Source organism: Gilliamella sp. B2838 (assembly GCF_026536185.1).
Taxonomy (GTDB): domain Bacteria; phylum Pseudomonadota; class Gammaproteobacteria; order Enterobacterales; family Orbaceae; genus Gilliamella.
On sequence record NZ_JAFNOO010000002.1, the window covers coordinates 21,122 to 46,865 of the forward strand.

Annotated in this window: 23 protein-coding genes and 1 other RNA gene; 17 read left to right on the plus strand and 7 right to left on the minus strand. The window is 35.6% G+C overall.

Features of this window, described 5'->3' with window-relative positions:
• Positions 1-132: 132 nt before the first annotated feature.
• The 6 genes from J3U63_RS01930 to dapD form a co-directional block, all read right to left on the minus strand.
• On the minus strand, positions 133-2,280 hold the full coding sequence (locus J3U63_RS01930) for a carbon starvation CstA family protein (RefSeq protein WP_065633355.1): 2,148 nt from the start codon (positions 2,278-2,280) through the stop codon (positions 133-135).
• 292 nt (positions 2,281-2,572) lie between these two features.
• Positions 2,573-3,292 (minus strand): two-component system response regulator BtsR, encoded by a 720-nt coding sequence (gene btsR, locus J3U63_RS01935; protein ID WP_267333373.1) that lies wholly within the window; start codon positions 3,290-3,292, stop codon positions 2,573-2,575.
• The gene (locus J3U63_RS01940; RefSeq protein WP_267333372.1) at positions 3,286-4,986 is read right to left on the minus strand and encodes a sensor histidine kinase; all 1,701 of its coding nucleotides are present in this window, start codon (positions 4,984-4,986) and stop codon (positions 3,286-3,288) included. The genes btsR and J3U63_RS01940 overlap by 7 nt, the downstream gene beginning before the upstream one ends.
• Before the next feature lie 55 nt (positions 4,987-5,041).
• Complete coding sequence (gene bglX / locus J3U63_RS01945; RefSeq protein ID WP_416381283.1) at positions 5,042-7,315, minus strand: beta-glucosidase BglX; 2,274 nt, start codon at positions 7,313-7,315, stop codon at positions 5,042-5,044.
• A 233-nt stretch (positions 7,316-7,548) separates the two neighbouring features.
• The gene (locus J3U63_RS01950) at positions 7,549-8,040 is read right to left on the minus strand and encodes a YajQ family cyclic di-GMP-binding protein (protein WP_267333370.1); all 492 of its coding nucleotides are present in this window, start codon (positions 8,038-8,040) and stop codon (positions 7,549-7,551) included.
• A 119-nt stretch (positions 8,041-8,159) separates the two neighbouring features.
• Complete coding sequence (gene dapD / locus J3U63_RS01955; protein WP_267370327.1) at positions 8,160-8,984, minus strand: 2,3,4,5-tetrahydropyridine-2,6-dicarboxylate N-succinyltransferase; 825 nt, start codon at positions 8,982-8,984, stop codon at positions 8,160-8,162.
• Positions 8,985-9,207: 223 nt separating this feature from the next.
• Here dapD and J3U63_RS01960 point away from each other — a divergent pair, with 223 nt between their 5' ends.
• Genes J3U63_RS01960 through J3U63_RS01975 form a run of 4 tightly spaced genes read left to right on the plus strand, consistent with a single transcriptional unit; the run spans position 9,208 to position 10,987 of the window.
• Positions 9,208-9,684, plus strand: a complete 477-nt coding sequence (locus J3U63_RS01960) for a prepilin-type N-terminal cleavage/methylation domain-containing protein (protein WP_267343530.1) — start codon at positions 9,208-9,210, stop codon at positions 9,682-9,684.
• Positions 9,678-10,256, plus strand: a complete 579-nt coding sequence (locus tag J3U63_RS01965) for a prepilin peptidase-dependent protein (RefSeq protein ID WP_267333368.1) — start codon at positions 9,678-9,680, stop codon at positions 10,254-10,256. The genes J3U63_RS01960 and J3U63_RS01965 overlap by 7 nt, the downstream gene beginning before the upstream one ends.
• Positions 10,225-10,659 carry a DUF2509 family protein gene (locus J3U63_RS01970; RefSeq protein WP_267370329.1) on the plus strand — a complete coding sequence of 145 codons (435 nt, stop codon included), beginning with the start codon at positions 10,225-10,227 and terminating at the stop codon, positions 10,657-10,659. The genes J3U63_RS01965 and J3U63_RS01970 overlap by 32 nt, the downstream gene beginning before the upstream one ends.
• A complete protein-coding gene (locus J3U63_RS01975; RefSeq protein ID WP_267343533.1) occupies positions 10,652-10,987 on the plus strand; it encodes a type IV pilus modification PilV family protein in 336 nt (111 codons plus the stop codon). Before J3U63_RS01970 ends, J3U63_RS01975 begins: the two co-directional genes overlap by 8 nt.
• Before the next feature lie 25 nt (positions 10,988-11,012).
• On the opposite strand, the gene J3U63_RS01980 is transcribed toward J3U63_RS01975, so the two are convergent.
• A complete protein-coding gene (locus J3U63_RS01980) occupies positions 11,013-11,756 on the minus strand; it encodes an alpha/beta fold hydrolase (RefSeq protein ID WP_267370331.1) in 744 nt (247 codons plus the stop codon).
• 136 nt (positions 11,757-11,892) lie between these two features.
• On the opposite strand from J3U63_RS01980, the gene J3U63_RS01985 reads away from it, so the two are divergent.
• The 13 genes from J3U63_RS01985 to J3U63_RS02045 all read left to right on the plus strand — a co-directional run bounded on the left by J3U63_RS01985 (position 11,893) and on the right by J3U63_RS02045 (position 25,684).
• Positions 11,893-13,833 (plus strand): exoribonuclease II, encoded by a 1,941-nt coding sequence (locus tag J3U63_RS01985; RefSeq protein WP_267348722.1) that lies wholly within the window; start codon positions 11,893-11,895, stop codon positions 13,831-13,833.
• A gap of 191 nt (positions 13,834-14,024) precedes the next feature.
• The gene (locus J3U63_RS01990; protein ID WP_267333363.1) at positions 14,025-14,261 is read left to right on the plus strand and encodes a YecH family metal-binding protein; all 237 of its coding nucleotides are present in this window, start codon (positions 14,025-14,027) and stop codon (positions 14,259-14,261) included.
• Between the two features lie 149 nt (positions 14,262-14,410).
• Positions 14,411-15,076: a hypothetical protein gene (locus tag J3U63_RS01995; RefSeq protein ID WP_267370333.1), complete on the plus strand. Its 666-nt coding sequence runs from the start codon at positions 14,411-14,413 to the stop codon at positions 15,074-15,076.
• Between the two features lie 69 nt (positions 15,077-15,145).
• Complete coding sequence (locus J3U63_RS02000) at positions 15,146-16,657, plus strand: glucan biosynthesis protein G (protein WP_416379639.1); 1,512 nt, start codon at positions 15,146-15,148, stop codon at positions 16,655-16,657.
• 23 nt (positions 16,658-16,680) lie between these two features.
• Positions 16,681-19,038 carry a glucans biosynthesis glucosyltransferase MdoH gene (mdoH, locus tag J3U63_RS02005; protein WP_267348724.1) on the plus strand — a complete coding sequence of 786 codons (2,358 nt, stop codon included), beginning with the start codon at positions 16,681-16,683 and terminating at the stop codon, positions 19,036-19,038.
• Between the two features lie 67 nt (positions 19,039-19,105).
• Positions 19,106-20,080, plus strand: coding sequence for an elongation factor P--(R)-beta-lysine ligase (gene epmA / locus J3U63_RS02010; protein WP_267333359.1), 975 nt, complete (start codon positions 19,106-19,108; stop codon positions 20,078-20,080).
• A gap of 45 nt (positions 20,081-20,125) precedes the next feature.
• On the plus strand, positions 20,126-21,433 hold the full coding sequence (rmuC, locus tag J3U63_RS02015) for a DNA recombination protein RmuC (RefSeq protein ID WP_416379640.1): 1,308 nt from the start codon (positions 20,126-20,128) through the stop codon (positions 21,431-21,433).
• A gap of 151 nt (positions 21,434-21,584) precedes the next feature.
• Positions 21,585-21,830, plus strand: a complete 246-nt coding sequence (xseB, locus tag J3U63_RS02020) for an exodeoxyribonuclease VII small subunit (RefSeq protein ID WP_267333357.1) — start codon at positions 21,585-21,587, stop codon at positions 21,828-21,830.
• A complete protein-coding gene (gene ispA / locus J3U63_RS02025) occupies positions 21,820-22,692 on the plus strand; it encodes a (2E,6E)-farnesyl diphosphate synthase (protein ID WP_267333356.1) in 873 nt (290 codons plus the stop codon). The genes xseB and ispA overlap by 11 nt, the downstream gene beginning before the upstream one ends.
• Positions 22,693-22,706: 14 nt before the next feature.
• Positions 22,707-24,569, plus strand: a complete 1,863-nt coding sequence (gene dxs, locus J3U63_RS02030; protein WP_416381284.1) for a 1-deoxy-D-xylulose-5-phosphate synthase — start codon at positions 22,707-22,709, stop codon at positions 24,567-24,569.
• 7 nt (positions 24,570-24,576) lie between these two features.
• The gene (gene zapA, locus J3U63_RS02035) at positions 24,577-24,861 is read left to right on the plus strand and encodes a cell division protein ZapA (protein ID WP_267333354.1); all 285 of its coding nucleotides are present in this window, start codon (positions 24,577-24,579) and stop codon (positions 24,859-24,861) included.
• 65 nt (positions 24,862-24,926) lie between these two features.
• Positions 24,927-25,107: non-coding RNA, 6S RNA (ssrS, locus tag J3U63_RS02040), on the plus strand.
• Between the two features lie 31 nt (positions 25,108-25,138).
• Positions 25,139-25,684 carry a 5-formyltetrahydrofolate cyclo-ligase gene (locus J3U63_RS02045; RefSeq protein ID WP_267370337.1) on the plus strand — a complete coding sequence of 182 codons (546 nt, stop codon included), beginning with the start codon at positions 25,139-25,141 and terminating at the stop codon, positions 25,682-25,684.
• Positions 25,685-25,744 lie beyond the last annotated feature (60 nt).

Consider the following 25,744-nt stretch of genomic DNA (forward strand, 5'->3'; position numbering starts at 1 on the left):
CACAACTCGCAATAAGATAATATTAAATGATATAAAAATACCCAACAATATAACAATATTATTGGGTATGAGATAGATAACCATCAATATTTTTTGACAACTTGATAATGTAACGTCATCAATAATACAGACTTAATGTGACATTGAAGTTTTTACACCGCCTTCAGGAATTGGCACATAAGCTGTCTCTTTATCTGTTCTTTGTTTATTATTACGTACTTTTAATGCAGTTTTAATACCAAAGAAAATAATACTGTAAACAACCACTAAAAATAGAATACTTAAACCCGCATTAGTATAATTGTTAATAACGATATGATGCATATTATCAATTTGTTGTGCGGTTAATTCACTACCTTCAGCAATGCGACGTTTATACTCATTGGCTAAATAGAAGAAACCTTCTAATTGCGGATCATTACTGAATAATTTCAATGCTAATGCCCATGTTGTACAAATGAGTAACCATATTGCTGGAATAATTGTCACCCAAATATATTGAGCACGTTTCATTTTAATTAATACAACTGTCGCTAACACTAACGCAACCGCCGCTAACATTTGATTTGAGATACCAAATAATGGCCATAAGCTCTTAACACCACCTAATGGATCAACAACGCCTTGATAGAGTAAATAGCCCCACAAACCAACACAACCCACTGTACCAATAAAACCGGCAATGAGTGAATCGGTTTTTTTCAAGAATGGGACAAAGTTACCTAAAAGGTCTTGTAGCATAAAACGACCAGAACGGGTACCAGCATCAAGTGCAGTTAAGATAAATAACGCTTCAAATAAAATACCAAAGTGATACCAAAAGCCCATATTGGCACCAGGAATAATTTGATGGAACACGTGTGCAATACCTACCGCTAGCGTTGGCGCACCACCGGCACGATTAAGCACTGACGGTTCACCAATATCTTTGGCTGTTTGTAAAATTTCGTCAGGTGAAATGACAAATCCCCACGAACTAACCGTTGCAGCAGCATGGGCTGTCACATCTTTAAGTTGCTCCATTATCATTGGCGCTTGATCAGTACCTAATTTATGCAAATCAGGCATAGTAATCCCTAAAGCTGCCGGTGGAGTATTCATAGCGAAATAAAGACCTGGCTCAATAATTGAAGCAGCGACTAATGCCATCATGGCAACGAATGACTCCATTAACATTGCACCATAACCGATGAAGCGAGCATCCGTTTCGTTAGCAAGTAATTTTGGCGTTGTACCTGATGAAATTAATGCATGGAAGCCAGAAACAGCACCACAAGCAATCGTGATAAATAAGAATGGGAAAAGTGAGCCTTTCCAAACTGGACCGGTACCATCAACATATTGGGTCACATCTGGCATTTTTAAATCAGGATTTAAGATAACAATACCAATAGCTAAACCAACAATTACACCGATTTTTAAAAATGTTGCTAAATAATCACGAGGTGCTAGGATTAACCAAACAGGTAACATTGCTGAAACTAAAGCATAGCCCACTAATACATAAGTAATAGTCGTTGCTTTGAAAGTTAAAGCCGGTCCCCAATATGCATCATGCGCAATTACACCACCAAACCATATTGATAACACTAATAACACAATACCAATAACAGATACTTCTAACACCCGTCCTGGTCTTAAAAATCGCATATAAATACCCATAAATAAGGCAATAGGTACTGTTGAACAAACAGTAAATACCCCCCAAGGGCTTTCAGCTAGCGCTTTAACCACAATCAATGCTAAAACCGCAAGTATTATAAGCATGATAAGGAAGCAACCAAATAGAGCTATGGTGCCAGGAATCGCCCCCATCTCTTCTTTAATCATTTCGCCCAAAGATGAGCCATTACGTCTAGAAGATAAAAATAGAACCATAAAGTCTTGTACCGCACCGGCAAACACGACACCTGCAAGTAACCAAAGTGTACCTGGTAAGTACCCTACTTGAGCGGCAAGTACCGGCCCAACCAAAGGCCCTGCGCCGGCAATGGCAGCAAAATGGTGACCAAATAATACATATTTATTAGTCGGTACAAAGTTTAAACCATCATTATTAATGACAGCAGGGGTTGCACGCGTCGGGTCTAATTGCATGACCTTTTTGGCGATATACAAACTGTAATATCGGTACGCGACAAGATAAATTGAAACAGCAGCAGCAACAATCCATAGTGCGCTGACATGCTCACCTCGCCGTAATGCAATTACGGCTAAACAACATGCACCAATAAAGGCTAAGATCAGCCATGGAATATGCTTAAAGACTTTATTATTCATAATAACTCTCTTCATGGGTTTTAAATTTAATTAGTTCGAAATTTAACACCATTTAAAACAGATATAGACTTACTATGTTTTGATATTAAAAAAACCATTATTTTTAATTTCATTAAAATAGCTTGTCTGTATTGTTATAGCCTAAAATAACGACTAAAAGTTCCTTTACATCCAAGCCTATAGTAATTTTTTAATGGTTATAGAGGTATCGATATTTAAGTTATAGGTTAAATAGAAAAGATGAGTGGTTAAATTTAGCGGATGAGTGGTTTTTGCGGATAACAACAAAAAACTATAATCCCAACATCTCTTTGAGCTGTTTTAAATAACGACGGCTAACTGGAACTGATATATCATTATTTAAAATAATATCAACGCCATTTGTATCATTGAAACGAATTTCTTTAAGCTTTTTTAAATTAACCAAATATTGACGATGACAGCGGATCAATGGTGTTTTATCTTCTAGAGTCTTTAAGGTTAATTCGGTAAAGTATTCTTGATTGGCTTGATTAAAAACATAAATGCCGCTAATTTTAGACGACACATAATAGACGTCCTCAATATTCAACAGATAAATACGATTATGCCCAACACAGGGAATATACTCAAAATCCTGCTTGATTCCTTTTAATTGGCAAATATCACAAGGAATACAGTGATGATGCAATCGATTTAGCGTTTTATGTAAGCGCTCTGATTCAACAGGTTTCAATAAGTAATCAAAAGCTTGCTCTTCAAAGGCTTTGACTGCAAACTCACTATAAGCAGTTAAAAACACAATATGTGGCATGGTTTTAGGATCTAACATAGATAACATTTCAATACCATTGATTTTCGGCATTTGAATATCTAAAAAAACCACATCAGGTTGCAAACGATGAATTTCACGAATCGCCTCCATTGCATTATTACATTCAGCAACAATATTTATTTCAAGATCACTTTCAAGCAAGCAACGTAAATTTTCACGGGCAAGCAGTTCATCATCTACAATAATTACATCTAACATTGAATACAGCTTTCCTTTTGTAAAGGCAATGTTAATACTACTTTAGTATAAGTATCAGGTTCACATTCTATTTTTATTCCGTATTGCTCACCATAACGAATATTAATTCGTTTATCAACCAAATTTAGACCTAATCCTTTTGTGTCTTTTTTATTTTCGCAGTAGTTACCAGCGTTATCCATAACCTCTAAAACTAATGTTTGATTTTGTTCATAGGCATAAATCGCCACTTTTCCTTTACCAATTAATTGCGAAGTACCATGTTTAATCGCATTTTCCACTATCGGTTGTAGTGAGAAAGCAGGTAACTGAGCCGATTCTAAATGTGGGGGAATAGCTATTTCGACGGTCAATTGTTCCATAAAGCGCATTTTTTCAATTTGTAAATAAGCATTAACATGCTCAATTTCGTCTTTCAGCGTAACAATTTCATCTGTTCGCTTAAGATTTTTGCGAAAAAAAGTCGAAAGATTCTGCACTAATTGTGATGCTTGTTGTTTATCGCGACGAATAACGGCCAATAGCGTATTGAGCGCATTAAATAAAAAATGAGGATTAACTTGAGCGTGCAATAATTTAATCTCAGTTTTAGATAATAATTGTTTGTAGTGCTCATTTTGCCCAGCTAAAATTTGTGCGGACAGTAAACTGGCGATGCCTTCACCAAGCGTACGATTGATCGAACTAAATAATGTATTTTTAGCTTCATACAATTTAATTGTACCAACAACAGTATTGTTTTCACCTCTCAGCGGAATAACTAACGTTGAACCTAAGCGGCAATATTTATTAATTGAACATTGATAAGGTTGATGAACGCCATCAAGATATTTAACATCATTTTGTTCAATTGCTTCTAAAGTAATATTAGAGGTAATTGGTGTGCCGGGTAGATGATGATCATCACCAACACCAATAAATGCTAAGATCTTTTCTCTATCAGTAATCGAAACTGCACCAATATCTAACTCTTGATAAATAATTTGTGCAACTTTAGTACTATTACTTTGATTAAAACCATCACGAAGTAAACCTTCGGTACTTGCGGCAATCTTAAGTGCCTTTGCGGAAAAGGCTGACGTATATCGTTCAAAAATAGCGCGCCTATCGAGTAAAATTCGCATAAACATAGCAGCGCCAATGCTATTAGCCACGATCATTGGCGCAGCAATACTTTTAACTGCATGTAAAACCACGTCAAAAGGGCGTGAAATTAGTAACACCATTATCATTTCAAGCGATTCAACTAATAAGCCTAAAACCCCGACTAACAACGGATTATAGATAAGATCAACTCGACCTTTTTTCATTAAGCCATAATGCAATAGACCACTAATCAATCCTGTTAAAATAGTCGAAAGCATACAACTTTCAGCGGTAATTCCACCTAACGTATAACGATGAATTCCTCCAGTTATCCCTACTAATAGCCCGACCATAGGACCGCCAAGCAAACCGCCTAAAATAGCACCAATGGCTCGAGTGTTGGCTATTGTGTCTTCAATGTGTAAACCAAAATAACTGCCCATGATACAAAATAGAGAAAAGATACAATAGCAGACTAACTTATGAGGTAGATGCACAGTCACTTGCATTAATGGAATAACAATAGGTGTTTTACTTAGTAGATAAGCGATAACTAAATAAATACACATTTGTTGAAGAAGTTGTAAAACAAGATCAAATTCAAACATAATTTTGACCACATAATAAAACCGTCGACAGATGTCGACGGTTAATATAATTAATTTATTTATCTAATAAGGTAAAGGTCTGTTTATCTTGCGTTGTCGAATCAGAGCCAACGTAGATATTGAATTTACCTGGTTCTGCAACATATTGCATTTTGTCATTCCAAAATTTTAGCATATCTGGTTTGATCACTAATTTCACTTCACCTTTTTCATGAGGTTTTAAAGTAATATTTTCAAAACCTATCAACTGTTTAACGGGTCGACTGACCGAAGCTGTGATATCTTGAAGGTAAAACTGTACCGTTTGGCTACCTTCTTTCTCGCCAATATTCTCAACATTTGCAGTCACCACAATTTCACCATTTTGCGGCATCTCAGTACTTGATAAGGCAAAATCTATCGTAAAATGGGTATAACTTAAACCAAATCCAAACGGGAATAGCGGTTCATTAGGACTATCAAAGTACGATGTTGTATATTTCCCCATATTTTCAGTACCATGAGGCCGACCAGTGTTTAAATGACTGTAATAGACGGGAATTTGCCCAACATTATCAGGAAATGACATTGGTAATTTAGCCGATGGGTTATAATCACCAAATAAAACATCAGCGATAGCATTGCCCCCTTCTGTGCCTAAAAACCAAGTTTCGAGCATAGCATCAGCTTGTTCATACTCTTCTTTTACAGTTAATGGACGACCATTCATTAATGCTATAACTAAAGGTTTGCCTGTTGCCTTTAAAGCTTTGATTAACCGTTTTTGGCTTGCTTGCAATGAAAGATCGGTGCGACTAGATGACTCATGCGCCATTCCCTCAGCTTCCCCTACAAACAACACAACAACATCGGCTTTTTTAGCTTTAGCAACTGCTTCGGCAATCATTTTATCAGCAGGACGAGGATCAAATTTGGTGGTTTCTTCATATAAATTTAAAAATTTATATAAATTAGAATCATCGGAAAGATTAGCACCAAATGCGTAACTAATTGTTTTAGGATCTTTTACTGCATTTTTGATTCCTTCTAAAGGTGTGACAGCTAGATTAGCGCGTCCGGCACCTGACCAACTACCTAAAATATCGCGCTTAGAATCGGCAAGTGGTCCAATCACGGCTATTTTCTTGTTTTTGGCTAAAGGTAAAATGCTATTTTTATTTTTCAACAACACAATACTTCGACGCGCTACATCTCTGGCTTCTTCTCGATGTAGACGGTTGTCGGCAAACATCGTATCGATATCTAATTTAGGATCTAAATTACGATGAGGGTCATTAAACAGCCCCATGTCATATTTGAGTTCTAATACATGTCGACAAGCTTTGTTAATATCCTCTTCTGTGAGGACACCTTCATTAACAAGTTCAGGTAAAAATTGAAGAAAATATTCATCATTCATACTGATATCAATACCTGCTTTTATCGCCACGCGAACAGCATCTTTAGCATCGCTTGCCACACCATGATTAATCAATTCACGAATCGCACCATGATCACTCACAACCACACCATTAAAATGCCATTGGTCACGTAATACTTCAGTCAGTAGCCAATGATTAGCTGTCGCTGGAATACCGTTAACACTGACTAAAGACACCATTACAGCACGACTACCGGCATCAATGGCTGCTTTATAAGGTACAAGATACTCTTGGAACATTTTACGTTCACTCATATCGGTGCTGTTATATTCGCGACCCGCTTCGACCGCACCATATAGCGCAAAATGCTTAACGGTTGTCACTAACGATTTTTTATCATCAAGAGACTGTTTTTGCATTTTTTCGACAAAAATACGTCCTGCTTCAGATGTTAAATAGGGATCTTCACCAAAGCCTTCAGAAACGCGTCCCCATCTAGGATCTCGGGTAATATCAACCATTGGAGCCCAAGTAATATTTAATCCATCTGAGGTCGCTTCGTCGGCAGAAACTTCAGCAACTTTACCTATAACATTACGATCCCAACTCGATGCAACACCTAAATTAATTGGGAATACCGTACGATGGCCATGAATAATATCAAATCCAAAAAATAGAGGAATTTTATTCGGGGACTTTAAAGCGCGGTCTTGCATATTTGTCAAATCTGGCTCAACAACAGTATTAAAAATACCACCAATTTCTCCAGCCTCGATTTGGTCTAATACTTTTGGTAAAGTGAGATCGCCACCTACACTAATTAATCTTAACTGACCCACTTTTTCTTTTATGGTCATTTTTGATAATAAATTATCAATAAAAGCTTTTTTTTCTTCGTTATTAGAATCTTGTGCGAACAAAGAGCCTGAAAACAGAAAAAAAACCAAAACAACTATTAATTTTTTCATCATGATAAATATTGTTATAATTTAAAGGATAGACATGAAGATAGCATAACTTATTCGCGCATAAAAATCTCGTTATTTACATTGTTTTCATTTATGTTTAAAACAAGATCGCATTTATTATATAAAAAAATTGACGTGAATATTATTTAACCTCAAACTTTTTTACATAATAAATGCGGGCTAATCGTTTAGCGTGAGTGATTGCCAGACGACGTTCATGAAGATTACACTAATTAGTCTCTAAAATTAGTAAATTGAAACGGTTGCCCTAATTCTCCGTTTTTAACTAATGCCATCGTTGCTTGTAAATCATCACGTGATTTACCCGTAACGCGAACTTGTTCCCCTTGTACTTGGGCTTGCACTTTAAGTTTACTGTCTTTAATCAACTTAACTATTTTTTTAGCTAACTCTTTATCAATACCTTGTTTTAGTTTTACTGTAATACTGTATAGTTTTCCACTATGTTCCATCTCTTCCGGAATTTCGAGTGCCCCACCATCAATACCACGCTTGGCTAACTTATCACGTAAAATATCCAATAGCTGTTGTACTTGGAAGTCAGATTGGCTGGTCGCTTTGATCGTTTCATTTTTTTCATTAAGCTCAAATGAGGCTTCCACATTTTTAAAATCCCAACGCGTAGTTAGTTCACGGGTCGCGTTTTCAACACCATTTTTCACTTCTGGCATTTGAATTTCAGAAACAATATCAAAAGAAGGCATAAATTCTCCTTTGCGAATAATTAAAAATAAAATTAACTTGATGAATGTTATGAGAATATATTGACTGTCCCTATATCAAAAGCAAAGACAGTCAATTAATTTATGGTAATTGATTGCGATTAATCGATGGTACGAAGTAATTCGTTAATTCCTACTTTACCTAACGTTTTAGCATCGACTTTTTTTACAATTACTGCACAATAAAGGCTATATTTGCCATCTTTAGTTGGTAAGTTACCTGATACCACAACTGAACCAGCTGGCACGCGACCGTAATGGATTTCACCTGTTGCGCGATCATAAATTTTAGTACTTTGACCGATGAAAACACCCATTGAGATCACACTGCCTTCTTCAACAATCACACCTTCAACGATTTCACTACGTGCACCAATAAAGCAGTTATCTTCAATAATCGTTGGATTTGCTTGCAACGGTTCTAATACGCCACCGATACCAACACCACCTGATAAATGAACATTTTTACCAATTTGCGCACAAGAACCAACAGTTACCCAAGTGTCAACCATTGTACCTTCATCAACATAAGCACCAATATTTACATAAGATGGCATTAATACGGTATTACGAGCCACATACGCACCTTTACGTGCAATTGCTGATGGAACGACACGGAAGCCTTCTTGTTGGAAGCGTGCTTCATCATAATCAGCAAATTTTAATGGCACTTTATCATAATAATTTGTTGCGCCACCATCAATAAGTTGGTTCTCATTAATACGGAAAGAGAGCAACACTGCTTTTTTTAACCATTGATGAGTCACCCAATCGCCATTAATCTTTTCCGCGACACGCATTTTACCGCTGTCTAATAGAGCGATACATTGATTAATTGCATCACGCGTTACTGTATCAACATTTGAAGGCGTGATTTCAGCACGACGTTCAAATGCTGCCTCAATAATAGTTTGTAATTGTTGCATTTCTCGTTTCCTTTAACTTTAAGTCCGTTAGCAAATTTAAATAGATGCACAGTATAATATAATATGTCACGCTTTTTAAGCGGTTTGTCGTATCAAACTAGCTTTCTTAGTAATAAACAACATTTATTTGGAATTAAGTTCACAAATACCCCACACACATAAAATACCAAAACCAAACTTTTTTATACTTATCCATATTGAAAGTTTACTAGATAAAAGATAAATGCAAAATTTTGGATTTTCATTGTTAGAATTATTGATTGTTATTTGCATAAGTGCAATTTGCGCCGCTATTGGCATGCAACAATGGAAAGAGATACAGCTCCGTAACGAATTAGTCTCAACAACACACCAATTAGCCTATTTTTTAAATGAAGTCCAAGTTAAAGCTAATACTGAAAATGAAAATTATAATCTTCATCTATTTTTATCCCCTTGGTGTTTAACTATTACATCCGGTGAGCCGCCAACAAGTTGTCAAACTGGCCTATTACAGTTTATCAAACCTAACAATTCGGTTGACATTAAATTATTAAACGAACAAAAAATCATTACATTTTGGGGAAGACGGAATATGGCTCAAACAGGCTCATTTGAACTCAGCAACACAATTGGTACAACCAGAGTGTTAATATCATTTCGTGGGCGAATTCGATTTTGTCGCATCAACAGTTATTTGCCAAGTTTACCCGCATGTTAAAACAATCAGGATTTTCACTACTTGAAATGTTGTTATCAATAACACTTTCAAGTTTAATTTTTATTGCAGTGACAGAATATTACTTTCAGATACAAGCACATACTTTACAATATTATCGAGCCATTCATCTGCAACAAACTGTTCAACAAGCACTATTTGGCATAGCCAAAGATATAAAGCGCGCAGGGTTTATTGCTAACGATCCGAGTAAACCAAATAAAACTGCATTAGCCATTATTAACGAAAAAAATTGCATTATTATTCGTTACGATAGTCAAATCCGACATGATTGGATCGATGATGCTTCAGCCATGAATAACGCAGATAGTTTTGTCTATCGCTTTATCAACAATAATATTGAATATAAAACGGGTGCGACTGCTTGCAATGAACCCAAGTGGGAAAAATTATTCGATCCAGCTGAGATTAAAGTGACAACCTTCCATCTGAAGCAACAGGCTAATAGTATCGAAATAGTATTAGCAGCTGAACTCAAACAACATCAACAAGTAAAATATCAAATAAGCAAAATAGTGAGAAATGAAAATTTTTATCCATCAAAACAACCATGAACAAGGTTTTAGTACGATTATCATGGTTATTATTTTAACCATTATTGGTGCTATATTATTAACAAGTGCTCACTTATTAATGATCTCATGGCATAAAACACTCGCCAGAGAAAGTCAGTATTATCACCGTTTTAATCAAGCAAATTCCGCATTAAATTGGGCACTAACCCAAAGTTGGCAAATACCAACAGATAATTGGCAATGCTTATTTGAAACGAAATATCAATGGAAAGTGTGCATCAAAAATTCATTATTACAAATCGACAACTACGTACTGATACGCGGTGAATCAGAAGGTTTATTTGTTTATAGTTTGGCGCATCATCAAAGTGGTAAACTCATCGTACAAAAAGGTCATTGGCTTGATTATTGCCCAGAAAAAAGGAGAGCTTATTGTGAATAACAATGCTATGACAGGATTTAGTATAATTGAAGTGATGATAGCCTGTTTGATATTTGCCATTGTTATTATCAGTTTTAGCAATTATCAACACACATTAACCAATTTTTATCATTATCTTTCAAATCAACAAAAGGCACAGCAAATTGCGTTTTCATTACTTGATAGTTACCCTAATATAGCGAGGCACATTGTACCTAACAATTGGCAATATAATATTCGCAGTGAGTCTTACACAAGCCAGTGCCAACTCGTATCGGTCACAATAACAACCAAGCCTAACAAGCAAATTAATCAGCAACGATTATTTTGTCATGTAATAAATGAGTAGCGTATTGGCCAATGGATAAGTTATCTTAAAGCCACTGTTTTAAAAGTTGCAAAACTTGCTGAGTTTTTTCTGCATGAACATTGTGCCCAGCTCCTTCAATTGTTTCTATCACAGCATTGGGAAATTGACGCAATATTGCTTCATAATATTGTTGCATTACATAATTGGAATTGCTCCCGCGCACGAAAAACGTTGGCTTATGCCAAGGAGAAATAGGTTGCCAATCACGTAAATGACTATATTGACTTACAATCACATTCGCATTAAATAACCAATGTCCATTTTTAAAAGATTTAAGCAAAAATTGGATTGTTCCCTCTGATAGTCCTTGACTTTGCATAAGGTCAATAATTTGTTTTTTATCGGTCAGGTTTTCAGCAAGGCAAGTACTTAACGACTCTAAAACCTGCGCATTATCCGTAGTCGGGTATTTAACCGGCGCAATATCAAGGGCGACAATTTTTTTGATTTTTTCAGAAATAATTTGGGTTAGTCGCAACGCAACCTTGCCCCCCATTGAATGACCAATTAAGATGATTTGATCTAATTGCAAATGATGACAAAGCGCTGCAATATCTTCTGCCATAACATTTAAATTCATCTCATTTGACCATGGCGATTGGCCGTGATTACGCAAATCAACTTGAATGGTCTGATAATCAGATACAAAGTGCTTAGCTAACATATTTGAATTATCCAAACTGCCAAACACACCGTGTAAAAAAATTATTGGTTGTCCTTCACCTTGTAATTTATAGTGTAAATTCATTTTTACGTAATCCTTCATATCAAAACTTAACTATTATAAGCCTAATTTCATTAAGATGATTAATTAATTCAATAACAAAAATTGCAATAACTATGATAAAATCCCAGACTAATTTTTTCAAATAATGTTAAGGCATATGTTTCAAAATAACCCACTATTAGCCCAATTAAAACAAGAACTTCATCAACAAACACCGCGCGTTGAAGGTGTTGTAAGAGCCCACGAAAAAGGATTTGGGTTTTTAGATGTTGATAATAAAACAAGTTATTTTATTCCTGTTGCTAAAATGAAAACGGTGTGTCATGGCGATAAAGTATCAGGAACCATCATCGCCAATAATGATAAAGAGTCTTTTGATCCAGAAATATTAATAGAAAGTGCGTTACAAAAATTCATCGGAAAAATTGGTTTTCAAGATAACGCAATGATTATCCATGCTGAAAATATGCCAGAAAATCTTGTTATTCGCTGTAAAGTCAATAAACACGTTACCGAAAAAATCAAAGAAGGTGATTGGGTAACTGCAACACTGATTGCCCATCCACTACAAGAAGATAAAAACAGCTTTTTTGCCGAAGTTACCCATTTTATTGCTGAAGATAACTCTAAATACCTTCCTTGGTTAAAAACATTAGCCCGCTATAATTTAGATGATAAAGCGCCAACAGCTAACACATTGGCAATAACAGAAAATGAGCTAACCGATCGTCAAGATTTAACCTATATCGATTTTTTTACGATCGATAGTGAAGATACTGAAGATATGGATGATGCCATATCGATTGAAAAAGATGCACACGGTAATTATTTACTCAAAGTAGCTATTGCCGACCCTACCGCTTATGTAAGCGAAAATAGTGAACTTGATGATATCGCTAAACAAAGAAGCTTTACAACGTACTTGCCTGATTTCAATATCCCAATGCTGCCAAAAGAGCTTGCTGATGAGCTTTGCTCACTAAAAGCCAATCAAAAAAGGCCAGCTATGGTATGTGAAGTAAAAATCGATGCTAATGGTAATATTGATGACAATGCAATTGCATTTATTCCTGCATTTATCGAATCGAAAGCAAAACTTTGTTACCATAATGTTTCTGATTTTTTAGAAAACGGCAGTTTACTATCATCTGATAATTTAACGATACCGGAGCAACTTAATTGGTTAGCTAGTCTAGCAACACTAAGGACAGCGTGGCGACAAAGTCATGCTTTGGTATTTAAAGATATGACTGACTATCGTTTTATGCTCGATGAGAACCGACAAGTAAAATCAATTATTAAAGAAACACGCGGTATTGCTAACCAAATCGTTGAAGAAGTGATGATAATAGCCAATCAAGCTTTAACCATGCACTTAACTGACAAAATTGGTTTTGGTATTTTTAATGTCCATGCGGGTTTTGACCCTAAATTTATGGATCAAATTTTAAAGATCTTAAATGAACATGGCTTAACGCAATTTGATAAAGACGCTTTATTATCGTTTGAGGGGTATATCCAGCTGCGCCGTATCATCGATAACGATGCCTTTTTAGCCTCGCGCCTGCGAAAATTTCAAAGCCCTGCCGATTTTTCCCTTGAGCCAAGACCACATTATGGACTCGGATTTAACGCTTATGCAACATGGACTTCGCCAATTCGAAAATATGGTGATATGATAAATCATCGATTAATTAAGGCTTACCTACGCCAGCTTCCATTAACTTCACCTAGCATAGAGCTACTTAAAATAATGGGTGAAAAGCGTAAAACATTACGCCTCGCCGAGCGTGATATGGCTGAAAATCTTTATGCACAATATTTATCGGATAAAATTAATCATCGTTTTACCGCTGAAATTATTGATATTAATCGCGGTGGTGCTCGGGTACGCTTAACGGATATTGGCGCTTTTGCATTCTTACCGCTGTCAATGATCCATCCTGTACGTGAGCAAATTTGCTCCCTTCCGGAAGAAGGCGTTATCAAAATTAAAGACGAAATTTGCTATAAACTAACCGATACCATTTCGGTCGTTATCCATCAAGTTAAAAAAGAAAATCAATCAATTATAGTGAAATTAGCGGATAATCACTAATGCACATTTTTTTTATCATGATAAGTGGTATTAATTTCTCATTTTTCCCCTGAAATCAATCGGGGGAATACTGACTAATAATTAATGATATTTTAACGCTTAACCTCTTTTTTTTCTTGATAATATCTGATATCTTTCTTCACTCATTAAAATAATTATTATAATTAAATAGGCAAGATGCAGAGGGTACTATGTTATCAATTCATGGGCATGAAGTCTTACATATGATGGCTGGAAATAGCTATACAGAATCATCTCTAAAGGAAGCTATCGAAAAACAGTTTGGAAAACATGCTAAATTTCACACTTGCTCTCAAACTGATATGGATTCAACACAACTTATCTGCTTTTTAAAATTAAAAGGTAAATTTAAACCCGTTACTGATGTTGAATTTACGGTCAATGAAACAAAGATTTGTCATCATTAAGTTTCAAAATATGTTTACGTGTTTTGAGACTGTAATAAATTTAAATTAATCGTATAGTGTATTTAATAGAATATGAGTATATAATTTCGGGCAAAGACTAATAGCCAGCCCTCAAATTACAACTCTAAAATATATTCATGGAATTTAATATGAAAATTAGTAACATTTTAATCTGCGCAATTGTTCCTATTCTTGTTGCCAGTTGTGTACATAGATCGGCTGCACCGGTGAAAAAAATAGAACAGCCGATTGAAACAGATGAGTTAACATTAATCAAACAACAAACCGAATTAAATAATCCATATGTTGTTAATGCAAAAACACAATTACAACAACTTATTGGTACAAAAAACTTCGATAATTACATTAAAAAAACCGGCATATTAAGTTGCCAAAATGATGAAAACCAATCATCTTGCGTGCTGAATTTTTACCTGACTGAATATTACAAATTAAAATATAATCAACAGATTAAGAAAGTTCTTGAAGAAAACCTGACCGAACATAAAGTTGAATTGAGCAAAATAAAAGCAACACCTGCTAATATAAAAAATTATTGTGACCTCTCAGCAGATTTTCTTGCTGCTGTTTATACCAATGACAATCAGAAAGTTTCTAACTACTTCCAACCTTTATTCAAAATGTCAGAAGAAGATATGTCATCATTACATGCTAAAATCATCAAAGATAATTATTCACACTTCTTAATTGATGAAAATCCAAGTATTTTGCAAGAAATGAAAAGTGAGTTTCTTGAAAAATGTTTAGACGATCCAAAAGACAACATTATTAATTATATAAATATTTTTAGATAATCCTAACGCGAGTTTTTTATGCACAATTTATTACCAATTAGTCAGTTTAGTAAAACATTCACTGGCAAGATGCTTTGCGTAGTGTCGGCTTCTTGTATCAGTTTTTCTTCATGGGCTTTTTCGTTTAATGATGTGGTGACGCAAGCTGAAAATTTATCAAAACAAGCTTATGTACAACCAACTAAAAATATTCCAAACGAACTATCATCGTTACAATTCGCTGATTATCAGAAAATTCAATTTAATCACCAAAAAGCTTACTGGAGTGATCGAAAAAGCCGTTTTAAACTTGAGTTTTATCATGAAGGTATGTATTTTGATACGCCTGTAAAAATCAATGAAATTGTTAATAACCAAGTTAACGAGATTAAATTCGATCCAAGTTACTTCGATTTAAGCAAAATTAATCTCGATAAGTTAGACACAAAACATCTTGGTTTTGCTGGATTTAAAGTCCATTATCCAATTAATAATCCGACTAAAACAGATGACGAAATTTTCACTGCACTGGGTGGTAGTTATTTTAGAGCGGTAGGTAAAGATCAACGTTATGGACTTTCAGCAAGAGGGTTAGCCATCGATACGGGTGAAATGTCTGGTGAAGAGTTTCCTCGATTCAAAGAGTTTTGGATTGAAAGGCCGCTGCCTAATCAAAAACATTTAGTGATTTATGCACTTCTTGACTCTCCACGTGTAGCTGGTGCATATAAACTTACTTTGGTACCGAGCGTCGATACAACAATTACCGTTGAAGCTAAAGTATTCTTCCGAGATGGCGTGAAAAAACTCGGTGTCGCACCATTAACCAGCATGTATTTATATGGACCAAATCAACCTTCCCCATTACTTAATTATCGTCCTGCAATGCATGATTCAAATGGGTTATCAATTTTATCAAATAATAACGAATGGATTTGGCGACCACTCAATAATCCAAAACGTTTATCTTTCTCATCATATAGTTTAGATAATCCTAAAGGATTTGGGTTAATTCAGCGAGATAAAGGTTTTGATGATTATCAAGATCTTGATGATCACTATGAACAACGTCCGAGTGTTTGGACAGAAATTTTGGACGACTGGCACAAAGGACGAGTTGAATTAGTTGAAATCCCGACCGCAGACGAAACCAACGATAATATTGTCTCTTATTGGGTGCCAGAAAAACAATACAAAGCTGGTGACACTCTTAGTTTTAAATATCGCCTACATTATACATTGGATGAACAACAACGTTATCCAGATAATATAGCAAGAGCAATTAGCACGCGATTATCACTCGGTGATATTAAACAGGCTAACTTAATTCGTAAGCTTGATGGGTCTAATGCATATGTTATTGATTTTGCAGGACCTCAACTATCAGAACAAGTTCCGGTGAAAGTCATATCAAGCATCAATAATGGTTCTATTGTCAGTAGTGATGTCCAGTACAATCCGGTTATTAAAGGTTGGCGAGTGCTGGTTCGATTTAATGTTGAAGATAATAAAAAACCAACGGATATCCGCATCCAATTAGCATCAGAAAAAACGAATGAAGTTTTATCTGAAACATGGAGCGGTCAATATCCTGGACAATAAAATTATAATAATAAGCCAATAATATGAAAAACAATTACTTTTCAACTCTTTCTGGTGCAGCTAACTGGCACCAGAATTTAAAAAACAATGATATTCCTTCAGATGATAGTGAGTTTTTAAAATATCGCCTAAACCAAATTGGTGATACCTCAACTTATATCGATGAAAGAAAGCAGCAACCAAGTTACCCGGAAGTTGAACGGGTCTCGATTCAACCACAAATATGGAATAAGCGTTATCACGCCAAAATGAAGTCCGGCTTGAATATCTTAGCTCTTATACGACGATTAATCATGCTTGCGCTTATTGTGGTTCAAACCTATTTTGGTACCAGCTATCTATCAACACTATTACCCTATCAAAGCTGGCAAAAAATTAATTTTATGGCCAACTGGGCAATCAATCCTGAATTGGCAATATATAGTATTATTCCTTATATTATACAATGGTTTATTATCGCTCTGTTTGCAATTTTATTTGCCTGGATCTCAATTGGATTTTGGACCAGTATTATGGGGCTTATTTTAGCTATTATGGGGAAAGATCGTTATACCATTGAAATCCCAAAAGATGCTGCAGCACATATTGATGCCAAACATCGTACAGCCCTTGTTATGCCAATTTGTAATGAAGATGTCGCACGTGTGTTTGCTGGGTTACAAGCAACTTATCAATCATTGGTGGAGACCGGAAACGCAGCTTGCTGTGATTTTTATATTTTGAGTGATACCAATGATCCCGATCTTTATGTCAATGAACTAAAAGCTTGGGCTGATTTTAATGCCCAAAAACAGAATAATGGTTGTAATGTTTTTTACCGCCATCGTAAGCGTCGTGTTAAGCGCAAAAGTGGCAACATTGATGACTTTTGCCGACGTTGGGGACACCTATATGAATATATGCTAATTCTTGATGCTGATAGCATTATGACAGGTGATTGCATACTGAATATGATTGCAATGATGGAGATGACGCCTAAAGCAGGTATTTTACAATCTCCGCCTAAATCAGTCAGAATGAAAACCCTTTACGGACGAATTCAGCAATTTGCTAATCAAATTTATAGTGATATTTTCTGTTCTGGAACCCACTTTTGGCAACTCAGTGAAGCCCAATACTGGGGACATAACGCGATGATTCGCTTAAAGCCATTTATTGAGCACTGCATTTTATCGCCACTACAAAAACGCAAAGGACCAATACATATTTTATCGCATGATCTTGTTGAAGCAACCTTAATGCGCCGTGCCGGTTATGGTGTTTGGATTGCTTATAATATGAATGGTAGCTATGAAGAGTTACCTGGAAATATGATTGAAGATCTTAAACGAGATAATCGTTGGTGTATGGGGAATTTAATCAATTTACGCTTAATTTTTAAAAGTGGTATTACACTAACCCACCGTGTTATGTTTTTAACCAGTGGTATGGCATATATCTCATCTTTGTTATGGTTAATATTTTTGATCTTCTCAACATTACTGCTATTAGTTTTTAATTTGTCAGATCAGCAATATTTTTTCCAGCCAAATCAATTTTATCCTACCTGGCCCAAATGGGATGAAAATTTAGCAATTCAACTATTATCTACCACTATGGTGTTATTATTTGCGCCAAAATTTTTCAGTTACGGCATTATTATTGCTAGAACAGGCGCTAAAGAGGTAGGCGGTGTCTTTAAATTGACACTATCTATATTTATTGAAATGATATGGTCAATGATTTTAGCACCAATACGGATGATCTTTCACAGTAAATTTGTGATAAAAGCCTGGTTAGGGAGTAAAATTCAATGGAAATCACCCTCCAGAAACGATGATGCTTTAACTTGGGGAGAATCATTCTATTTTTGTTGGCCTCTTTCATTATTAGGCATAGTTTGGTTATGTATTATTATCTGGTTAAATCCGCAATTTACATTATGGTATATCGCCATACTTATCCCGTTAACCATTTCACCACTGGTCATTAGGGTATCGGGCTTATCAAGTATTGGTATCAAAGCGCAAAAAGCAGGTTTGTTTTTAACCCCTGAAGAAACGCACCCAGCAAGAGCGGTAACACTTACAGGTGAGTATTTGGTTAAAACTGAAGCAAATATTGTTGAACATGGTTTTATAATGGCATTAGTTGATCCTTTGTATAATGCATTAGCTTGTGCATTATCCACATCGCGCCATTTATCTAATGTAAAAAATCAGCAAAAACGTAGTGAACTGATTGAACAATTTGAACAGGTTGATTTAGCAAAAATCAATAAAGAACAACAACTAGCAATTTTAGAAGACCCAATTATTCTTTCTGCACTTCATCGTCATATTTGGCAACAGCAAGAAAAATACGACAATTTATTCACTTTGTGGCAAAATGAACGCCAGTAATAAAAAATAGGGCATTAGCCCTATTTTCTTTTTTTAGTAACTAATCAAAATCCATGGATATTTTTTTATGACTTGGCAACCTTCCTCATCTATCAATAATTTACTTAAGCGCGCGAAAATTATTTCACAAGTACGACAATTTTTTGCTGATCGCTGTATATTAGAAGTCGAAACGCCGACATTGAGCCAATATGCTGTTACAGATGTACATTTAAGTTCATTTTCTACAACATTTTTTAAACCAGGTGAATTTGACGAACAACTTGGACGAAAGATGTCTTTAATCACCAGCCCTGAATATCATATGAAACGTCTACTTGCCGCTGGTAGTGGTCCAATTTTTCAAATATGCAAATGCTTTCGTAATCATGAAGAAGTTGGTCGTTTTCATAATCCAGAGTTTACCATGCTCGAATGGTATCGTATACAGTATGATATGATGCAAATGATTAATGAAGTCGACGACCTATTACAAACTATTTTAGACTGTGAACCGGCTGAACGAGTCTCGTACCAAAAGGCGTTTCAACGTCATTTAAATATTGATCCACTAGAAGCCGATCACGCGACATTAGTAAAAGCCATTAACCAACTTGATATTGGTATTAATGTTGATGATTATGACAAAGATGGGCTATTACAATGCTTATTCACTTTTGGTGTAGAACCCCATATTGGACTTGAAAAACCGATTGCGGTGTATCACTTTCCCGCATCCCAAGCCGCATTAGCTGCAATTAGTAGTGAAGATCATCGTGTAGCTGGCCGTTTCGAGTTTTATTATAAAGGGGTTGAGCTTGCCAATGGTTTTAAAGAGTTAACTAATTCACAAGAGCAAAGACAACGTTTTGAGCAGAATAATTTAGATCGCTCTAAACAAAATCTACCTCAACAAAATATCGATATTGAATTACTTGCCGCCATGGAGTCAGGTTTACCGGATTGTGCAGGTGTTGCTATAGGCTTAGATCGTTTAATTATGCTAGCCCTCAATTCAACGACCTTAGATGACGTTATATCGTTCACTTTTGATAGGGCTTAAACCATGCTCGGAACTTTAGGTTTAACTCAATGGGTTGCTATCATCATGACTGTGATAGCATTGATATTATTAATTGTTGTGATCAAATCTAAACTCACTATAAATAATATAAATCAATTATTTGAATTGCAACTGTCGCAAAAAAATCATGAAAGTCAATCTTTGACTGAAAAGTTACAACAATTAGAAAATGAACTCAATCAATATCGTCTACAATATGTGACACAAAATGCAACTATTACTGAGCTAAAAACCCGTTTGGAAGAAACGAAAAGCTCAGCTTATGAAAAGCAATCAATACTTGAGCAAAGTGAGCAGCGGCTAACAACTCAGTTTGAGAATTTAGCTAATCGAATTTTTGAGCAAAGTGGTAAAAGAATAGAACAACAAAATAAGCAAAGCCTTGATTATTTACTTTCTCCGCTAAAAGAGCAATTAGAAGGATTTAAAAAGCAGGTACAAGATAGCTTTGGTCAAGAGGCAAAAGAACGCCATACCTTGACGCATGAAATCCGTAATTTGCAACAACTTAATGAGCAGATGACAAAAGAGGCCAACAACCTAACTAACGCTTTGAAAGGTAATAATAAAACCCAAGGTAATTGGGGCGAATTTATTTTAAGTCAAATACTTGATAATTCAGGGCTAAGAGAAGGTTATGAATATGATACACAAGTTAATTTGACCAATGAAAACAATCTGCGATTGCAACCAGATGTTATCGTTCACTTACCACAAGGTGGAGATGTGGTCATTGACTCGAAAGTAACACTCGTTGCTTATGAACGTTATTTCAATAGCGATGATGATACGATTAAAAGTAAATCAATGGCTGAACATTTAGCCGCTGTACGTAATCACCTAAAACAACTAAGCCAAAAAGATTACCATAAACTTAATGGAATTAATTCGTTAGATTATATTTTAATGTTTATTCCTGTTGAGCCAGCGTTTTTATCGGCCATTGATCATGATCCTGCGTTGATTAACGATGCTTTAAAAAATAATATTATGATAGTCAGTCCAACCACATTATTAGTTGCTTTACGTACGATTCATAACTTATGGCGCTATGAATACCAAAACCGCAATGCTGAATTAATTGCCGACAAAGCAAGTAAATTATATGATAAAGTTCGTGGTTTTATTGAAGATATGGAAAACTTAGGAAATTGCCTTGATAAAGCTCAGCAAACTTATCAAAATTCGTTAAATAAACTATCCAAAGGACGTGGTAATATAATTGGACAAATTGAACGTTTTCGTGAAATGGGCATCGAAGTTAAAAAACCGATCAATCCTGATCTAGCTTTAATATCGAAAGATGAAGTAGATAGTGAAAACGAAGATTAACTGTTATTGTCAAATAATCTTAAATTGTGAATACCATGAGTTATTATGTTATTAAATTTTCAGAGGAAACACATATTTCAGCATAAAAATAACCTTATTTATCCTTATTGAAATTATGTGTACACTCATTTACGCAAAAAAGGAAGCGCATATGGCAAAAAAACCAGTGACAGAACCAAGTTTTGAACAAACACTTAAGCAACTTGAAGCGATTGTTTCACAACTGGAAAATGGTGATTTACCATTAGATGAAGCATTAAATGAGTTTGAAAAAGGGGTTAAATTAGCCCGAACGGGGCAAAAACAATTACAACAAGCAGAGCAACGTATTCAGATATTATTAGCTGAAAATAGTGATGCGCAGTTGTCTGAATTCTCAATTAATCATGATGAATAATCTTAATGTATTACAAGAACGGATTAATTCGTTTTTAGCAGCCTACATTTCGCAGTTTCCTTGTTCCGAATTACAACAAGCAATGCGTTATAGCTTGTTAGCAGGGGGTAAGCGAATTAGGCCTATTCTAGTTTATTTAACAGGACAGATGTTTAGTTGTTCACTCGCTAAGCTTGATGATGCGGCGGCAGCCATTGAAGCAATACATACCTATTCGTTAATCCATGACGATTTACCCGCTATGGATAATGATGATTTACGTCGAGGCAAACCAACTTGTCACATAAAATTTGGGCAAGCGCAGGCAATATTAGCCGGCGATGCCTTACAAACGTTAGCATTCACTATACTCTCTGAAAGCCAACACATTAATGACCAAACTAAAATTTCAATGATTGCTGAATTAGCCAAAGCTAGCGGATTAAATGGCATGTGCATTGGACAGTCACTGGATTTACAAGCTGAACATCAAACGGTAACACTTGAGCATTTACAACAAATACACAATTATAAAACTGGTGCACTAATCAAAGCAGCCGTCCGACTTGGTGCGTTGGCATGTGGAGAAGACAGTAAACCTTACTATGCCATGTTAGACAGTTATGCTCAAGCAATTGGGTTAGCGTTTCAAATTCAGGATGATATTTTAGATATAATCGGTGAACAAGCAATTATGGGCAAACCTCAAGGTTCAGATATCGCGCAAGAAAAGAGCACGTATCCCGCTTTAATTGGACTACAATCAGCAATAAAAATGACCCAAACGTTGTATGACCAAGCTATCGATAGTCTTAACCAAATACCTTATGATAGCCAACCATTACAAAAACTGGCTGATTTTATTATTAATCGTAAAAGTTAAACAATAGCTCAATGATGACAATGAATTTGGATAATTATCCGTTACTAAAAACCATCAACTCGCCAGAAGATTTAAGACGATATCCTTTGTCTCAATTACCCGAAATTTGTCGCGAGTTAAGACAATTTTTACTTGATAGCGTTAGCAAATCGAGCGGTCATCTTGCATCCGGATTAGGTGTTATTGAGTTAACTGTTGCATTACATTATGTATATTATACGCCCTTTGATAAGGTTATATGGGATGTTGGGCATCAAGCTTATCCACATAAAATTTTAACTGGTCGCCGTGATAAGATGCTCACGATTCGACAAAAAGATGGATTACATCCATTTCCTCATCGTGAGGAGAGTCTATATGACGTATTAACAACCGGTCACTCATCTACATCGATTAGTGTTGCGCTTGGAATAGCTATTAGCGAGCAAAAAAAACAATCAGGGCAAAAAGTTGCCGCAGTTATTGGTGATGGAGCATTAACTGCAGGCATGGCGTTTGAAGCCATGAACCATGCCGGGCATATTAAGCCAGATATGTTAGTGATTGTTAATGATAATGACATGTCAATTTCTGAAAATACAGGTGCGCTTAATCAACATCTAACCCAAATTTTATCAAGTAAAGCTTATGCCTCTTTTCGTGAAAGTGGTAAGCGAGTACTTGCCAATATTCCACCACTTAAAGAGTTATTTAAAAAAACGGAAGAACATTTAAAAGGATTAGTCACGCCAGCTATTTTATTTGAAGAACTTGGCTTTAATTATATAGGCCCCGTTGATGGGCATGATGTTGAAAATTTAGTTCTCACATTGCAAAAAGTGCGTCAACTAAAAGGACCACAACTACTTCATATTATTACCAAAAAAGGCAAAGGATATGCGCCAGCTGAACAAGATCCAACATTATGGCATGGCGTCCCTAAATTTAACCCAGTTGACGGCACTTTGCCTAAAACCAACAACGTTGCCCCAACTTATTCACAAGTCTTTGGTGATTGGTTATGTGAAATGGCAAAGCATGATAAACAGCTAGTTGCAATAACGCCAGCTATGGGTGAAGGATCAGGCATGACAAAATTTGCTGATCAATACCCTGATCAGTTTTTTGATGTTGCCATTGCAGAACAACATGCTGTCACGCTGGCAACAGGATTTGCAATTAGCGGTTTTAAACCTGTAGTTGCCATATACTCAACATTCTTACAACGCGCTTATGATCAAGTTATTCATGATGTTGCCATTCAAAATTTACCCGTACTATTTGCTATTGATCGAGCTGGGATTGTTGGCGCTGATGGTGAAACACATCAAGGTGCATTTGATCTAAGCTTTTTACGCTGTATACCCAATTTTGTTATTATGACACCAAGCGATGAAAACGAATGTCGGCAAATGCTCTATACCGGTTATTTACATCATGGCCCTGTTGCTGTGCGTTATCCTCGTGGTGAAGGTATTGGTGCTTTATTAAAACCGTTACAAACAATACCGTTAGGTCAGTCAAAATTGTGCCGTGAAGGGCAAAACATAGCTTTACTCAATTTTGGCACATTACTGCCTGAAGTTTTACAGGCAGCCAACCAAATTAATGCTACAGTCATAGATATGCGCTTTGTAAAGCCATTGGATGAAAAAGTCCTTTTGCACATTAGCCAAACACATAATATACTGGTCACCGTTGAAGAAAACAGTATCAAAGGCGGAGCTGGTAGTGGCGTCTGTGAATTTTTATTATCGAAAAAAATAAAATGTGATATTTTAAATATTGGGTTACCTGATAAGTTTATTGCGCAAGGATCACAAACTGAGGTTCGCAATGAACTGGGTTTAAACTGTGAACATATTATCAAAAAAATTAATAATTTTATAAAACAATAGGTTAAATATGGAAACTAAAGCTGTCACTATTCAAATTTTTGGACGTACTTTAAAATTTAATTGTCCGGTTGATGAAGTTGACGCACTCGCTAATGCCGCAAAAGACTTAGATGCGCGCTTAAATAATTTACGTGAAAAGTCATCACAAATAAGTAGTGAACAACTCATTATGACCGCAGCACTGAATATTTCTTACGAACTAACAAAAGAAAAAGAAAAAAGTAATGAATTCAGTGATAGATTAAAAATGTTACAACAATTACTTGATTCAGCTTTAAATGGCAACAATTAATGGTTTTAATTGTAAATTTAATCAAAACGATCTTGTATCATTTGTTAATTTTAGTAATATTATACCCATCTCTGAGATGTTCGCGATATGGGTTAGTCCCCTGAGCCGATATTCTTTACTTTAGAACGGTGTGATTTTCAATTGGTGTGTATGCCTTATTGATAAGGAAACCTAAAAATTGGAACATGCTGTTCACCTTGAACCTTGGGTTCAAGGGTTACGACCCTAACGACATCTTGGAGTGCCTTTCATTGTTTTGACTTTGTAGTGGTAATTGATGAACATTAGACAGATTATCCGTCAAAAAAGACGGCAATTATCCCACCATGAACGCCAAGTTGCCCAGCAAAATATTTATCATAAAATTACCCATCATGCCGATGTTAATTCAGCTCAAAATATAGCGATATTTCTACCATTTGATGGAGAAATCGATACGCTACCAATAATCGAATACCTCTGGCAACAAAATAAATCTGTTTATCTACCCATTATTCATCCATTTGTGAAAACACATTTATTGTTTTTACACTACACCCCAAATACGCCTTTATTAAAAAATCGGTTTGGTATTTTACAACCGGCTTTAAACGTTTCAACTGTCATACCGTATCAAAAACTTGATATTATCTTTACGCCATTGGTTGCATTTGATGAACGAGGATACCGAATGGGAATGGGCGGTGGCTATTATGATAGGCTACTTGAAAACTATCCAAGTTACAATATTAAACCTATTGGACTCGCTTTTGCTTGTCAAAAAGTCGAAAAAATCAATAATCAACCTTGGGATGTTCGATTGCCTGAAATTATTTATGCTTAACTGATAACTAAGCCCATAGAATAAATACGAATCATTCGCATTATTACCCAAAAAAACATC